The 14,452-nt window shown below is 68.9% G+C and carries 13 protein-coding genes; 4 read left to right on the forward strand and 9 right to left on the reverse strand.

Annotated elements, in window-relative coordinates; all coding sequences use genetic code 11:
- Positions 1 to 2 precede the first annotated feature (2 nt).
- From SAHL_RS15020 to SAHL_RS15045, 6 genes are all read right to left on the reverse strand, one after another.
- A complete protein-coding gene (locus SAHL_RS15020) occupies positions 3 to 2,003 on the reverse strand; it encodes an acetoacetate--CoA ligase (RefSeq protein WP_123592231.1) in 2,001 nt (666 codons plus the stop codon).
- 36 nt (positions 2,004 to 2,039) lie between these two features.
- On the reverse strand, positions 2,040 to 3,242 hold the full coding sequence (locus SAHL_RS15025) for an acyl-CoA dehydrogenase family protein (protein WP_123592232.1): 1,203 nt from the start codon (positions 3,240 to 3,242) through the stop codon (positions 2,040 to 2,042).
- Positions 3,243 to 3,259: 17 nt separating this feature from the next.
- Positions 3,260 to 4,546 (reverse strand): TRAP transporter large permease, encoded by a 1,287-nt coding sequence (locus tag SAHL_RS15030; RefSeq protein ID WP_123592233.1) that lies wholly within the window; start codon positions 4,544 to 4,546, stop codon positions 3,260 to 3,262.
- A complete protein-coding gene (locus tag SAHL_RS15035) occupies positions 4,543 to 5,079 on the reverse strand; it encodes a TRAP transporter small permease (protein WP_123592234.1) in 537 nt (178 codons plus the stop codon). Before SAHL_RS15035 ends, SAHL_RS15030 begins: the two co-directional genes overlap by 4 nt.
- Positions 5,080 to 5,363: 284 nt before the next feature.
- Positions 5,364 to 6,392 (reverse strand): TRAP transporter substrate-binding protein, encoded by a 1,029-nt coding sequence (locus SAHL_RS15040; RefSeq protein WP_148045581.1) that lies wholly within the window; start codon positions 6,390 to 6,392, stop codon positions 5,364 to 5,366.
- 72 nt (positions 6,393 to 6,464) lie between these two features.
- On the reverse strand, positions 6,465 to 7,235 hold the full coding sequence (locus tag SAHL_RS15045; RefSeq protein WP_123592236.1) for an IclR family transcriptional regulator domain-containing protein: 771 nt from the start codon (positions 7,233 to 7,235) through the stop codon (positions 6,465 to 6,467).
- A gap of 166 nt (positions 7,236 to 7,401) precedes the next feature.
- Here SAHL_RS15045 and SAHL_RS15050 point away from each other — a divergent pair, with 166 nt between their 5' ends.
- From SAHL_RS15050 to SAHL_RS15060, 3 genes are read left to right on the forward strand one after another with little or no spacing between them, the layout of a single operon-like run.
- Complete coding sequence (locus SAHL_RS15050) at positions 7,402 to 8,616, forward strand: CaiB/BaiF CoA transferase family protein (protein ID WP_123592237.1); 1,215 nt, start codon at positions 7,402 to 7,404, stop codon at positions 8,614 to 8,616.
- Between the two features lie 25 nt (positions 8,617 to 8,641).
- Positions 8,642 to 9,103 carry a MaoC family dehydratase gene (locus SAHL_RS15055; protein WP_123592238.1) on the forward strand — a complete coding sequence of 154 codons (462 nt, stop codon included), beginning with the start codon at positions 8,642 to 8,644 and terminating at the stop codon, positions 9,101 to 9,103.
- On the forward strand, positions 9,100 to 9,993 hold the full coding sequence (locus SAHL_RS15060; RefSeq protein WP_123592239.1) for an HpcH/HpaI aldolase/citrate lyase family protein: 894 nt from the start codon (positions 9,100 to 9,102) through the stop codon (positions 9,991 to 9,993). Before SAHL_RS15055 ends, SAHL_RS15060 begins: the two co-directional genes overlap by 4 nt.
- 348 nt (positions 9,994 to 10,341) lie before the next feature.
- Here SAHL_RS15060 and SAHL_RS15065 read toward each other — a convergent pair whose 3' ends face one another.
- From SAHL_RS15065 to SAHL_RS15075, 3 genes are read right to left on the reverse strand one after another with little or no spacing between them, the layout of a single operon-like run.
- The gene (locus SAHL_RS15065) at positions 10,342 to 10,656 is read right to left on the reverse strand and encodes a 2Fe-2S iron-sulfur cluster-binding protein (RefSeq protein ID WP_123592240.1); all 315 of its coding nucleotides are present in this window, start codon (positions 10,654 to 10,656) and stop codon (positions 10,342 to 10,344) included.
- A 51-nt stretch (positions 10,657 to 10,707) separates the two neighbouring features.
- Entirely contained in the window at positions 10,708 to 11,868 is a 1,161-nt protein-coding gene (locus tag SAHL_RS15070) for an NAD(P)/FAD-dependent oxidoreductase (protein WP_123592285.1), read from the reverse strand.
- Between the two features lie 21 nt (positions 11,869 to 11,889).
- Positions 11,890 to 13,062, reverse strand: coding sequence for an aromatic ring-hydroxylating oxygenase subunit alpha (locus SAHL_RS15075; protein WP_123592241.1), 1,173 nt, complete (start codon positions 13,060 to 13,062; stop codon positions 11,890 to 11,892).
- A 322-nt stretch (positions 13,063 to 13,384) separates the two neighbouring features.
- On the opposite strand from SAHL_RS15075, the gene SAHL_RS15085 reads away from it, so the two are divergent.
- Entirely contained in the window at positions 13,385 to 14,443 is a 1,059-nt protein-coding gene (locus SAHL_RS15085) for a GlxA family transcriptional regulator (RefSeq protein ID WP_123592243.1), read from the forward strand.
- The last annotated feature ends 9 nt before the right edge of the window (positions 14,444 to 14,452 follow it).

Raw genomic sequence — 14,452 nt, forward strand, 5'->3', positions numbered from 1 at the left:
ACTCAGGCGCCGGCGCCGCCCGGTCCGCCGGCGGGAATCTCCAGCGCCTCGATCGCCGCGATGTCGGTCAGCGATTCCGGATTGGCGATGGCGCCGGTGTTGTCGACCGTCGCGCCGCGCAGGAGCTTGGCCACGGCCACCTCGACCTTCTTGCCGCTGCGCGTGTAGGGCAGCGCCGCCACCGGCACGATCAGCCCGGGCACGTGGCGCGGGCTGGCGTGCTCGCGCAGCCGGCGACGGATGGTGGCCGCCAGCGTGCCGTCGAACTCGTGGCCCGGATTGAGCACCACCAGCATCACGATGCGGCTGTCCTCGCCGCGCGGCTGGGCCACGACCATGGCGTCGGCGATGGCCTCCAGCGGCTCGACCTGACGATAGATCTCGGCCGTGCCGATGCGGATGCCGCCCACGTTGAGAGTGGCGTCGCTGCGCCCGTAGATGATCGCGCCGCCCTCGGCGGTGAACAGGATGTAGTCGCCGTGCGCCCAGACGCCGGCAAAGGTGTCGAAATAGGCCGCGCGATAACGGCTGCCGTCCGGATCGTTCCAGAACTTCACCGGCATGGACGGCACAGGCTGGGTGCAGACCAGCTCGCCGCATTCGTCGATCACCGCCTCGCCCTCGTCGTTGAAGGCGTGGGCGTCGATGCCGAGCAGGCGGCACTGGATCTCGCCCCGGCGCACGGGCAGCAGCGGGCAACAGCCGACAAACGACGACACCAGATCGGTGCCGCCGGAGATCGAGCCCAGCAGCACGTCCGAGCGCACGGCCTCGTACACCCAGTCGAAGTCCGGCGGCAACAGCGGCGAGCCGGTGGACAGCAGCACGCGCAGTGCCGACAGGTCGTGATCGCGGCCGGGCGCGAGATCGGCGTTGCGGCAGCCGGCGAGAAACTTGGCACTGGTCCCGAAATGGGTGATGCCCTCGCGCTCGGCCAGCGCCCACAGCACGTCCAGATCGGGATGGCCCGGATTGCCGTCGTAGAGCACCAGCGTCGCGCCGGTGAGCAGGCCCGAGACCAGCCAGTTCCACATCATCCAGCCGCAGGTGGTGAAGTAGAAGAAGACATCGTCGCGATGAATGTCGGCGTGCAGCAGCAACTCCTTGCTGTGCTGCATGAGCGCGCCGCCGGCGCCGTGGACGATGCACTTGGGCACGCCCGTGGTGCCCGACGAGAACAGGATGTAGACCGGCTGCTCGAAGTCCAGCGCCGCGAAGGACGGCCGCGCGCTGCGGCCGGCGGCCAGCGCCGCGTCCCAGGACACGAAGCCGTCACGGGCACCCAACTCGGGCGCCTGTTCGTCGTTGGCCGTTACGATCACGGTCTCGATCGACGGGATCCGTTCGCACACCGCCGCGGCATGGTCGATGCGTTCGAAGTCCTTGCCGCCGTAGCGGTAGCCGTCGACCGTGATCAGCACGCGCGGCTCGATCTGCGCGAAGCGATCGACCAGGCCGCCGACACCGAAATCCGGCGAGGCCGACGACCAGATCGCCCCCATGCTGGCGCAGGCGAGCATGGCCACGATCGGTTCGTGGGTGTTGGCGACGATGCCGGCCACGCGATCGCCCGGCTGCACGCCCACCGAGCGCAGATAGGCCTCCATCGCACCCACCTGCGTCAGCAGCTCGCCGTAGGACAGCCGCACCTCGGCCCGCGACTCGGATACGCCGACGACCGCAGTCCGCCCGGGGTCGCCGTCGATGGCCTCTCGCAGCAGATTCTCGGCGAAATTCAGCCGCGCGCCCTGAAACCAGTGCGCGCCCGGCATCTCGCGGGTATCGAGTACGCGATCCGGACCACGCTCGGCGCGCACGCCGGTGTAGTCCCAGATGCTGCGCCAGAAATCCTCGAGCGCGTCCACCGACCATCGATGCAGCGCGGCGTAGTCGTCGAAGCGACCGTAGCCGCGCTCGCCGAGCCACGCCATGTAGTCGCGCATCCGGGTGCGTGCCATCGCGGCTTCGCCGGGCACATGGAGAATGGGGTTGTCGTCAGCCATGGCGCTCCGCCTGTTAGTGCCGTTGCCGTTGGCGCCTCAGGTTACACCGACAAAGCGATTGCGCATGCGGTGCCGGGTCGCGTCCTTGATCCCGAGCGCGTCCTCGCCGATGAGGATGCGCTGGACGTTCTCGGAACCCTCGCCCACGGTGAGCATGTCGATATAGGCGTTCAATCGCTGGACGGGATACTCCGCGGCCAGGGCGTTGCCGCCGAAGGTCTCGCGCGCCACGTCGCCGGCCAGCCGCGCGGCCTGGGTGGCGAAGTACTTGGCCCGCGAGGCCACCCGCGTGGAGACCCGGCCCTGATCCATCGTCCAGCCGATGCGATAGGCCATCAGCCGCGCGGCCTCGACCGCGACGGTGGCGTCGGCGATACGCTCCTGGACGAGCTGGTGGCGCGCGATCGGCCCGCCGCCGACCACACGCTCGTTGGCGTAGGCGACGCTGGCATCGAGCGCGGCCTGGGCGATGCCGGTCAAACGCGCCGACACCGTCAGTCGGCCGTACTCCAGGGCGTTCATCGCGATCTTGAAGCCCTCGCCCTCGTCGCCCAGCCGGTTGTCCACCGGCACCTTGAAGTCGTCGAGAAATATCTCGCAGGAGCGCAGACTCTTCGACAGCCCCGGCAGATCGATCGGCTGGGCGGTATAGCCGTCGAAGCGCTTCGGCTCGACGATGAAGGCGCTGATGCCGCGATGCGCGGGTTCGGCCTTCGGGTCGGTCCGCGCGAACAGCACGCCGACATCGGCCGCATGCGAGAAGGTGATCCACATCTTCGAGCCGTTGAGCACGTAGTGATCGCCCTCGCGCCGGGCGGTCGTGCGCATCGCCCCCGCCGGATCCGAGCCGCCCCCGGCCTCCGAGAGCGCGAACATGCCGATCGACTCGCCCGCGATCAGCCCCGGCACGAAGCGCTCGACCTGCGCGGGGCTGCCCCAGTTGTAGATCGTGTAGGGGCAGGTCGCGCACTGCATGTTCATCGCGTAGCCGTAGGCGGGGGCGATGCGCGAGACCTCCTCGGCGATCACCGACACCGCCAGAAAGCCGGCCGCGCTGCCGCCCAGATCCTCCGGGAACGGCGCGCCGAACAGGCCCGTCTCGCCCATCGCGCGGATCAGATCGTAGGCGAACTCGCCGCTGCGCTCGAACGCCTCGGCCTCCTCGGTGAGCCGCCGTGTGGCGAAGTCGGCGGTCGCCTCCTTGAGCGCGGCCATATCCGCCGGCAGGTCGAAATTCATAGGTGGTGCTCCTAGGTCTAAGACATCAGATTGGGAAGAAACAGGGAGATCTCGGGGAAGGCCAGCAGCAGGCCGAGCACGATGAACTCGACGATCAGAAACGGGGCCACGCCGCGGAAGCAGTCGGCGACCGACACTCCGGTAATGCCCGAGGTGACGAAGACGTTGAGCCCGAGCGGCGGTGTGACGAGACCGATCTCGACGGTCTTGGTGATGACGATCCCGTACCAGATGCCGTCGTAGCCGAGCTGGCTGATCAGCGCGTAGGTCACCGGCACGGTCAGCACGAGGATCGCGATCTGGTCCATGAACATGCCGAGCACCAGATAGATGAGCACGAGCACGGCGATGACCATCCACGGGGCGAGGCCGGCGTCCTGGATCGCGGCGAACAGCGACTGCGTGGCCTGGGTGAGCGTGAGGAAATAGCCGAACATCATCGCGCCGATGACGATGGTCACGATCATCACCGTGGTCGACAGCGTGTCGGCCACGGCGTCGGCAAACGCATGCACGCCGAGCCGGCGCATGAGCACGGTGATCGCCAGCGCCCCGGCCGCGCCCACCGCGCCGATCTCCGTCGGCGTGGCGATGCCGCCGTAGAGCCCACCCACCACGAGCACCATCAGCAGCAGCACGGGCCAGACCGGCCTCAGCGCACGGACCGCGGCGCCGGCATCGAAATGCGGCTGCGCCGGCATGGCCTCCGGCCGCCGCCAGCCGATCAACAGGATGGCGATGATGTATCCGAGCGCCGTCAGCAGCCCCGGAACCAGTCCCGCCACGAGCAGCTTGCCCACCGAGAGTTCGGTGAGAATGCCGTAGATGATCAGCACGATGCTCGGCGGGATCATGATCGCCAGCGTCCCCGAGATGGCGATCACGCCGACCGACACCCGGGCGTCGTAGCCCACCTCGCGCATGCTCGGATAGGCGGCGGCCGACATCGTCGCCGCACTCGCGGTGCTCGAGCCGATGATCGCGGCCATGAAGGCACTGGCCATCACGCAGGCCACCCCCAGGCCGCCGCGCAGCCGTCCCAGCCACAGATCGCTGGCGCGGATGACGTCGCGCGCCATGCCCGACTGCGCCATGTACTGGGCCATGAGCACGTACATCGGGATCGTGAGAAAGACATAGGACGCCGACACGCTGTGATACACGTCGGCCAGATAGCTGGCCACGAACGGCAGCCCGCCGGTCAGATACAGACCCGTCGTCGCCGCGATCATCATCGCGAAGGCGATCGGGACCTCCAGTATCAGCAGGCCGAGCAGCACCCCCACTCCAACCGCCACGCTCACGAGTGCACCTCCGACGAGGCGCGGCCCCCGGCTTCGGGTTCGCCCGATTCCGGCGCGACGATATCGGTGGCCGCACGCACGAGCAGCCGCAGCGCGAGCATGCCGCAGCCGATCGGCACCCAGACGAGCGAGGCCCACACCGGCCAGTCGATCACGCCGAAGATGGCGTCGCCGGACTGGTATTTATCGACCGTGCGCCAGCCCGAATACCAAGCGATGGCCGCCATGATCGCGGCCGCGGCCAGCGCCCCCGCAGCGTGCAGCACACGCCGGCCGCGCGGGCCCAGCAGGCGGCCGGCGACCGACAGCCGGATGAACGCGCCCCGCCGCTCGCACCAGGGCAGCGCGATCGTCGCCACCATGACCATGAGGTAATTCGTGGTCAGCTCGAACTGAAACGACAGCGGCGCGTTGAACACGTAGCGCGCGACGACGTCGGCCGAGACCAGCGCCATCATGACCACGAGCGTGGCGGCGGCCAGCATGAACAGCGCGCGTTCCGCGCCCGCGTGGATACGGATGAGCAGCTTCATGGCTGGCCGTGCCCCAGGGCCTGTTGATGTTTCGTACGCGCGCCGCGTTGGAGACCGCAAATCGTTGTCCGGCAAGGCGCGAGCCGCCGCGTCGTGGCGTGCCACGACCCAGGCTTGCAACGTCGCCGGGCGCGATGTGCGGCCCAACCCTTCGGGACAAGCGCTGTTGTGCGGCAATCCAGCGTTCTAGCGCGCTTGTGCAGAGTGACTGCACGGCGCGCACTACGCCTCGTCTTGCCGCACAACAGCGCTTGGCGCGGACGCGTACGAAACATCAACAGGCCCTAGGCGCCGTCGCCGAGCCGCGACTCGAACGCCTCGAGCGCGGCCCGGCCGTCGAGGCCGCGATCGTCCATGCGCTCGATCCAGCGCTGCTGCGCGGCGCGGTACTTGGGCGCCAGCGCCTTCTGCATGGCCTCGGGCAGGTCGTAGATCGTCACGCCCGCCGCCTCGAACTCGGCGAGATCGTCCGCGACATCGTCGGCGAGCGTCTTCGACAGATGCGCCACCGTCTCGTCGCCGGCCTTGGCGATCGCCTGTTTCTGCGCCTCGCTCAGGTCCTCGTAGACGTCCCGGTCCATGGCCACGGTGATGCCGAAACTGCCGAAGGCGGCGTTGCGAGACAGACTCTTGCTGACCTCCTGGAGCTTGTACGGGGCGATACTGGTCACCGGGAACAGCGCGCCGTCGAGGGTGCCGCGCTGGAGGCCGAGGTAGGTATCGGGCGCGGCCATGGAGACCGGATTGGCCCCGACCGTCTCGACGACCATATTGAGGCTGCCCGAAGAGCGCAGCTTCAGGCCCTCGAGGCCGGCCATGTCCTCGACCGGCGGCCGGTTGAGCAGCAGCTGATAGGGCGGCAGCATCACCGCGTAGACCGGCACCACGCCGTTGTCGAGAAATTCCTGACGCAGCGGCGTATCCGCCTTCAAGGCGCTCCAGTAGGCCTGACTGGCCTCGACCACGTCGTCCACCTCGCCCGGGAGCATGGTCGCGCCGTTGAGCGGCATCTCGTCGCTGACATAGCCGATGCCGATGTAGCCCGCCTGCACCACGCCGTCATTGATCTTCTGCAGGATCTCGCCCGCCTTGGCGAGCTGCTCGTTCGGGAAATAGCGGAAATCGACCCCGCCGTCGGTATGCGCCTCGACCCGGTCCATCCAGTAGACCGTGCCCTCGCTGGACAGAGTGTTGGACGGCGGGAACGAGTCCGCGAACATCAGCGAGGCGGCCAGCGGTGCGCTGCTGGCCAGCAGAGTCGCCATGCCCGCCGCGGCCAGGACGAGCGGCTTGAATACATGCGTCTTCTTCATGATCTCCTCCGGTCTGTATCGGTCATCGATGCGCCGGCCGACGTTCTGTGCGTCGATCCGGGCGCGGTTCACTCAGCCATCGCCGGCCTCCGAAAGCGCGGCCTCGATGCGGGCGCGCGCCTCCTTGAGCATGGGGATGTAGGTGTCTTCGAACGTGGCCAGCGGTACGGCCTGGGCCAGCGCGATCAGGTTGAACGCGCAGAGCACGCGTCCGTGGTGCATCACCGGCACGGCGGCGGCGCGGATGGTGGGCACGAACTCGCGGTCGCTCACGGCATAGCCGCGTTCGCGCGTGCGCTCGACGAGTGCCGCCACGCGCGCCGCGTCGCCGGCCTCGCGCTCGTCGGCGTCGCCGCCGGCGACCAGGTCCTCGAGGATGGCCGCACGCTGGGCTTCGGTGGAGAACGCCAGATAGGCGCGCCCGATGGCGGTGCGCATCACCGACACGCGCGACCCCACCGTCCGGTTGACCGAAAAGGTCCCCGGCTGACGGTTGGTGTCGGCGATCGCCATCTTGCCGGCCTGGTAGATCGCCAGATCGGAGGGCCAGCCGCTGGCCTCGCGCAGCCGCTGCATCACCGGCCGGCCGGCGGCCAGCAGGGCCGCGTCGGCGCGGTAGTTGTTCGACAGCGCAAGCGATCGCGCGGCGACCAGATAGCGCCGGGACTCGCCGTCCTGGGCGACATAACCGCCGTGGCAGAGCGTCTCCAGAGCGCGCAGCGCCGAGGCCTTGGGCAGGCCGGTGGCCTCGCGCACCTCGGTCAGTGTCGCCGGGCCGATGCGGTTGACTGCTTCCAGCACCTTCAGCCCGCGCAGCAGTGCCGTAACCGGCGTATAGGCCATAAAAGTTTCACTAGATGAACCATCGGTTCAAAAATTGATTGCAGCGTCAGCATGCCCGTGCAAGACTCGGCGCGCAAATCATTTCGAGCCGCTGCCCGAACCACAGCCGCGCGACGCGGTGACGAGGCCCGGGCCGGTGATCTGGCTCAACGGGCAGGAGAGGTGCATGTTCGAACTGCTGAAGGGGGTGACCGTGCTGGATCTGAGCACGGTGGTCTTCGGCCCTTTCGCATCGCAGATGCTGGCGGACTTCGGCGCCGACGTGATCAAGGTGGAATCGCCGGACGGCGACATCTTCCGGGCGGCGGCGCCGGCCCGGCACCGCGGCATGGGCGCGGGCTATCTCAACCTCAACCGCAACAAGCGCTCGATCTCGCTCGATCTGAAGCGCCCCGAGGGCCGCGCCGCGCTTGACGACCTCGTGCGTGAGGCCGATGTCTTCCTGCACAACATGCGCCCGCGGGCGATCGAGCGCCTCGACCTCGGCTACGAACGCCTGGCCGCGCTCAACCCGCGTCTGATCTACTGCGGCGCGGTGGGTTTCGGCAGTGACGGGCCGTATGCGAACGACCCGGCCTACGACGACGTGATCCAGTCCATGACCGGCTTCGCGGCGATGGACACCGATCCCGAGGCCGAACCGGCGCTCATCCCGACCGTGCTCACCGACAAGATCGCCGGGCTGTATTCGGTCGCCGGCATGCTCGGCGCGCTGATGTCGCGCGAGCGCACCGGCCGGGGCATGGCGGTGGAGGCCGCGATGTTCGAAAGCCTGGCCTCGTTCATGCTCGCCGAGCACCTCAGCGGCCACGTCTTCGACCCGCCGCTGGGCACGCTGCGCTACGACCGCGTCACCTCGCCGCACCGCCGGCCGTACCGCACCGCCGACGGCTATATCGCAACGCTGCCCTATTCCGGCAAACACTGGCAGAAGGTGCTGCAGGTGATCGGCCGCGAGGATCTCGCCGAAGCGGGCTGGGTGCGCGACGACGCCGCCCGCAGCGAGCGCATCGGCGAGCTGTATGCCGTGCTCGCCGAGGCGATGCCGCAGCGCTCGACCGCCGAGTGGCTCGCCGAGCTCAAGCGGCTGGACATCCCCTGCGGCCCCGTGAACCGGCTGGAGGATCTCGTGGCCGATGAACACCTGCAGGCGATCGGCTTCTTCCAGTCGGCCGAGCACCCCAGCGAAGGCGCGATCACGACGCTGCGCCAGCCGCTGCGCTTCATCGACGCGCCGACGCGACCGGACCGACCGGCGCCTAATCTCGGCGGCGACGGCCGGGCCGTGCTTCACGAATACGGCATGGACGACGCCACCATCGATGCCCTGATCGCCGCGGGTGCGATGACCCTGCCCGGCGACGACCCCGATCCGGCCTGAGCGCCGGCACCCACCAGGAGGCCCCATGTCCGGTCTGTATTTCGAGGATTTCAGCGAAGGCCAGCGTTTCGAACACCCGATCACGCGGACCGTGACCGAGTCCGACAACACGCTGTTCTGCGGCATGACGATGAACCCGCAGCCGCTGCACATCGATCACGACTTCGCCGCTCGGTCGCCGTTCGGCAAGCCGCTGGTCAACAGCCTCTACACGCTCGGGCTGATGATCGGCATCTCCGTGCACGACACCACGCACGGCACCACGGTCGCCAACCTGGGCATGAGCGAAACCGCCTTTCCGGCGCCGGTCTTCCATGGCGACACGCTCTCGGTGGTGACCACGGTGGAAAGCCTGCGCCGAAGCCGCTCGCGCGAACACGTCGGCATCGTCGGATTCCTGCACCAGGCCCACAACCAGCACGGCACCGAGGTCGCCCGCTGCCGGCGTCAGGCCATGATGCACTGTCGCTCGGGCCAAACGGCATGAGCACGCCGCGCGCCTATCTGTTCGTACCCGGCGACGCCCCGCGCAAGATGGACAAGGCGCTGACCGCCGGCGCGGACGCCATCATCCTCGATCTCGAGGACTCGGTCGCCCCGGCCCGCAAGGCCGACGCGCTGACCGCGGTGGCCGCATTTCTCGACGCGCGGCCCGCGGACGCCACGCCGGAGTTCTGGGTACGCGTCAACGCCGCCGAGCCGACCGCCGCCCTGGAGGAACTCGCCGCCCTGCCGCTGGCGCGGATCGCCGGCATCGTCCACCCCAAGCTCGAGCGCCACGACCAGCTCGAACGCATGGGCGCCTGGCTCGACGCGCTGGAGGCGCGCGACGGCCTGCCCGCCGGAGGTACGCGCATCCTCGGCATCGTCACCGAAACCGCCGACGCGCTGGTCGGCGAGCACGGCTCGAGCCTGGCCCGCGGCCACCCGCGACTGCGCGGCTATAGCTGGGGGACCGAGGATCTCTCCGCCGTACTCGGCCGACCGCCATTGGCCGGCAATACCGACGCGCACGCCGACCTTGCGCGCATGGTCCAGCGCCACTGCCTGCTGCTGGCCGCAGCCGCGGGGGTCGACGCCATCGACGGCATCAGCGCCGATTTCCGCGACCAGGCGGCCCTGGCGCGCAGCTGCGACTATGCCCGCGAGCTCGGATTCGTGGCCAAGCTCGCCATCCATCCGGCCCAGATCGAAGCGCTCGACGCCGGGCTGGCCCCGCACCCCGACGCGCTGGCCTGGGCGCGGCGCGTTCGCGCGGCGGTGGTCGACGCCCCCGATGCGGCCGCGCTGACCGTGGACGGCCGCATGGTCGACCGCCCGCACATCGACGTGGCCGAACGGCTGCTCACCCGTGCCGGCGAGCCGGGCGCGACGTAACGCCACGACCGGGCCGGTGGCCGGCGCACCGAGGCCGTGGCTCATGCCGCGATCGCCGCGGCATCCACGCACTCCGGGCTGTCCACGGGGCAGACGAACCCGTACCCCGGATTGTTCGGCGGCAAGGCTGGGCGCAGTGCGCGCCGCATCGCCACTTTAGCGCGCGAGTGCGACAACGCCGGGGGCTGCAATCGTTCGTTTTTCGGGGCGCCCATCCGCCATGGGCGCCCTGCCGCGTTGCACCTCTCGATCGCGACTCGCCGCGATCGGCGACACGCGTCTTTGCGCGATACATTGCGCGGTCTCCAGCGTGGCACCCGTATGGCCGGTCGACCGGCCCTGATTGTCTTAGTTCGGTGCCAGCGTCACGCGCAGGCCGTCGAGCGCCTCGCTGAAGGCGATGCGACAGGTCAGCCGTGATTGCGCGGCGTCCACGTCGAAGGCCATGTCCAGCATGTCGACCTCCTCCTCGTCGGCCGGCGCGAGTGCGGTCAACCAGGCGCGATCGACATAGCAGTGACAGGTCGCGCAGGCGCAGCAGCCGCCGCAGGAGGCCTCCAGCGGCAGGCCCGCGTCACGGATGATCTCCATCACCTTGCGGCCCGGCTGCGCCTCGAGGCGGTGTTCGCCACCCGTCCGGTCGATCACGAATATCTGCGCCATGCCAACCTCCATTGTCGAATCGGGAACTTCAAATCCGTGCGCGCCGCCGCCTCAGGCCAGCAGCGGCGGAAGCTGACGGCCGAGTTCGGCGCGTTCGGCGGTGCTGTCGCCGGCCAGCGCGAAGCCCAGCGGGGCATCGTCGTCGCCGCGGAATACGGCGCGCAGATGCCGCCCGTGGCCGTCGATCTCCCAGCGCCCGGCGCTGCCCGCGGCCGGCGGGCAGACCGTCAGCGGCAGGCTGGTCGTCTTGACCACCACCGGCATGGCCTTCATCGCCAGACGGGCGTCGCCACCGGCCAGCACCTGCGCGAGCACCCTGGCCTGGGCCATGAGCGGCAGGATGTAGGGCTGCACCCCGGCGGGCGTCTGGGCGCAGTCGCCGATCGCGTGGATGTGCGGGTCCGAGGTGCGCAGGCGATGATCGACGCGCACGCCCTGATCCACGACCAGGCCCGCGGAGCGCGCCAGTGCGGTCTCGGGCACCAGTCCGGCGGCCGAGAGCACCAGATCGGCGTGGACGCGGCTGCCGTCGTCGAGCGTCGCGGTGAAGCCGCGACCGTGGCGCACCAGCTGCGCGACGTGACGGCCCGTGCGCACGTCCGCACCGTTGTCGGCCAGCGCGCTCGCCAGCGTGCGCCCGAGCGCGGCCGGCAGCAGGCGCGCGAGCGGCCAGTCGGCGGGATCGACCAGCGTCACACGCAGGCCGCGGTGCATGAGATCGTCCGCGAACTCGCAGCCGATCAGGCCGGCGCCGATGAGCAGCACGTGCGACACCCCGGACTCGAGCTTGGCGTACCAGCGGCGGTAGTCGTCGAGATTGTTCACGCTGTCGATCCACCGGGCATCGGCCTCGGCGGGCACGATGACCCGCTGGCGCGCGCCGGTGGCCAGCACCAGATCGCCGTAGGGGATCTCACCGGCACTGGTGTCCAGACACCGCGCGTCAGGGTCGACGGCGTGCACGTGACAGTGGTTGATCAGACGCACGTCCAGTTCCGCGGCCTTGGCCTCGGCGGACTTCTGCACCATCGATTCCGGCGTCTGGTGCTTGGCCAGCGCGTTCGACAGCAGCGGTTTGGAATAGACCTCGCCCCCGTCAGCCGTCACCAGCACCACCGGCCGCGCCGGGTCGTGCTGGCGCAGCTGGCGTATCAGGGTGTAGCCGCCGAGGCCGCTGCCCACGACCACGATGGGCCCGGCGGATGATGTCATGCCTGTCATCTCGGTCATCCTCTATTCGCTGGCCACGCGGGCGGCCGCGGTATCACGGCCGAGCTGATTGGCGATTCGACGCTGGAACTCGTGTGTGGTCGCCTCGTGGTAGGGCGAGAAGCGGCCGCCCGCGTATCCCGGCGAATGACGTCCGCGCTGCATGCCCTCGATCATCTCGATGTCTTCGGCGTTGATGCCCGTCCAGGCCTCGATCGGGCGCTGACGCTGGGCCGCCAGGTCGTCGCCCATGGCCGCGTCGCCCACGAAATAGAAATGAAAGATCTCGCGGGTGCGCCCGGGCGACAACGGCTGAATGGCGAACACGAACAGATAGCTCGGGTGCATGCCCAGCATCAGATTGGGCATGACGTAGGGATACTCCGCGGTCGAACGGCGGGCTTCCGGCAGATCCGGGAAGGTCGGCAGGTCGGGGTGCCCCGCGGCCACCGAGTCGTACCCCTGGCTGCCCTGGCCCATATAGGTCGGTTCGAGCATGTTGAAGTGGGCCTGCATCCGCGAATAGTCGTTGAGCGAGGGATGCGTCCACGGCAGGTGATAGCTCTCGACGAAGTTCTCGACCGCGAGTTTCCAGTTGGCCTCGACCTCGAACGTCGCGCTCCCGCCGTGGCGAAGCCGGGACAGATCGTAGTCGGCCCAGCGACTCTCCAGCGGGCCCATGCAATCGGCCAGCGGGGGCGCGTCACCCGAAAGATTCACGAAGATCAGGTCGTACCACGTCTCGCAGCGGATCTCGGCGAGGCCGTATTCCCGGCGGTCCAGCGCTGGCGAGTCGTCGCAGTCGTGGCCGCCGAAATGCGGGGTCTTCTTGAGCTCGCCATCGAGCGAATAGGCCCAGGAGTGATAGGGGCAGACCAGCGTGGCGCAGCCGCGGCGGGCCTTGCCCACCAGCTGCAAGCCACGATGTCGGCAGACGTTGTGGAACGCCCGGACCGCACCGGCGCGATTGCGCGTGAGCACCACCGGCCGTCCGGCGATCTCGACCGGTACCACGTCCCCGCGCCGGGGCAGTTCGGCGCCGACGCCCGCAATCACCCATTGCCGATCGAAGATCTCGTCGCGCTCGCGGTCGAGAATCTCCGGCGAGGTATAGGCGGCGTTCGGCAGACAGACCGCATCGCCGGTTGGCCTGTTGAGCTGTTCGATCACGCGTGGCGTCAAGACGGTTTCGGTCATGTCGAGGTCCTCGGCGGGGCCCTTGTTCGAATGGCGTGATCGGCGGCGGGACCAGCGCGGGCACGCTGCCGATGCAGGATTCGAAAACGAGATTAGCGCCGGCCGGCACGCTCGATTGTCTTCGGGGCGACATGAAGATGCACCGACACGACAGCGCGCAAATCACTGCGGGAAAAGCGCTTGCGCCGTTGCCCGCGATGATCCATAAATCGGATAACGAGGCGGGACCCGACCACGAGTGAATCAACCGTGAACGACAGTCTCCATATCTCCCGCGCCCGATCGTCGGCGCCCCTGACAGCCAGCGACGGGAGGCGAGGTCATGCGGTCCACAGCCGGTGAGGCCACCGCGCAGCGGCCGACGCACATCGGTTTCCTGCAGGTGCCCAATTATTCGGCGATCGCCTTCTCGACCGCCATCGAGCCGCTGCGGATGGCCAATCAGCTCGCCGGGGTGGCCCTCTACGACTGGTCGGTCATCACCCTGGACGGCGGCCCCGTGGCCGCCAGCAACGGCCTGGCGGTCACCCCCGACGCCGACATCCGCTCGGCGGGCGCGCTGGACATGCTCTTCGTCTGCGGCGGCACCGGCATACGCGATTGCTGCGACCGCCGCCTGCTGGCCTGGCTGCGCTCGCTGGCCGAGCGTCACGTCGAACTCGGCGCGATCTGCACCGGCACCTATCTGCTGGCGCATGCGAATCTGCTGAAGGGGTATCGCTGCACGATCCACTGGGAGAACATCTCGAGCATCGACGAGGAGCACCGCTTTCCGGACACGGTCTTCACCTCGGAGCTGTTCGTGATCGACCGCGACCGCTACACCTGCGCCGGGGGCATCGCCCCGCTGGACCTGATGCTCAACGTGATCGGCCGGCAGAAGAGCCCGTCGATCGCCGAGGCGATCTGCGAGGAATTCATCCACGAGCGCATTCGCAACGTCAGCGACATCCAGCGCGTGCCGCTGCGGGTGCATCTGGGCACCAGCCAGCCGAAGCTGGTGGAGGCGGTCTCGCTGATGGAGGCCAACATGGAGGAGCCGCTGTCGCTGCACGATCTGGCGCGGCTGGTGAACGTCTCGCGGCGGCAGCTCGAGCGCCTGTTCAAGAAACACCTGAACTGCGTGCCGACACGCTATTACCTGGAACTGCGGCTGAGCCGGGCACGTCAGTTCCTTCTGCAGACGCAACTGTCGATCATCGACGTGTCACTGGCCTGCGGTTTCTCCTCGCCGCCGCATTTCAGCAAGTGCTATCACGACTTCTTCGGCTACCCGCCAAGCCGGGAACGCCGCAGCCGGGCCGGCGGCGAGTCAAGCGCCGCCGCGACGGCCACGCCGGCGCGGGTGCGCAATCAGCGCCGGAAAGCGAGCACGCCGTAGGCGGCTGCG

The organism is Salinisphaera orenii subsp. halophila YIM 95161 (assembly GCF_003732545.1).
Lineage (GTDB): Bacteria > Pseudomonadota > Gammaproteobacteria > Nevskiales > Salinisphaeraceae > Salinisphaera > Salinisphaera orenii_A.

Coding starts and splice junctions, on each gene's coding strand:
- SAHL_RS15045 (WP_123592236.1), bottom strand. CDS start 7,235: ATGGCCTATACGCCGGTTACGGCACTGCTGCGCGGGCTGAAGGTGCTG.
- SAHL_RS15060 (WP_123592239.1), top strand. CDS start 9,100: ATGAGCACGCCGCGCGCCTATCTGTTCGTACCCGGCGACGCCCCGCGC.
- SAHL_RS15020 (WP_123592231.1), bottom strand. CDS start 2,003: ATGGCTGACGACAACCCCATTCTCCATGTGCCCGGCGAAGCCGCGATG.
- SAHL_RS15085 (WP_123592243.1), top strand. CDS start 13,385: ATGCGGTCCACAGCCGGTGAGGCCACCGCGCAGCGGCCGACGCACATC.
- SAHL_RS15055 (WP_123592238.1), top strand. CDS start 8,642: ATGTCCGGTCTGTATTTCGAGGATTTCAGCGAAGGCCAGCGTTTCGAA.
- SAHL_RS15075 (WP_123592241.1), bottom strand. CDS start 13,062: ATGACCGAAACCGTCTTGACGCCACGCGTGATCGAACAGCTCAACAGG.
- SAHL_RS15065 (WP_123592240.1), bottom strand. CDS start 10,656: ATGGCGCAGATATTCGTGATCGACCGGACGGGTGGCGAACACCGCCTC.
- SAHL_RS15035 (WP_123592234.1), bottom strand. CDS start 5,079: ATGAAGCTGCTCATCCGTATCCACGCGGGCGCGGAACGCGCGCTGTTC.
- SAHL_RS15050 (WP_123592237.1), top strand. CDS start 7,402: ATGTTCGAACTGCTGAAGGGGGTGACCGTGCTGGATCTGAGCACGGTG.
- SAHL_RS15025 (WP_123592232.1), bottom strand. CDS start 3,242: ATGAATTTCGACCTGCCGGCGGATATGGCCGCGCTCAAGGAGGCGACC.
- SAHL_RS15070 (WP_123592285.1), bottom strand. CDS start 11,868: ATGACATCATCCGCCGGGCCCATCGTGGTCGTGGGCAGCGGCCTCGGC.
- SAHL_RS15040 (WP_148045581.1), bottom strand. CDS start 6,392: ATGAAGAAGACGCATGTATTCAAGCCGCTCGTCCTGGCCGCGGCGGGC.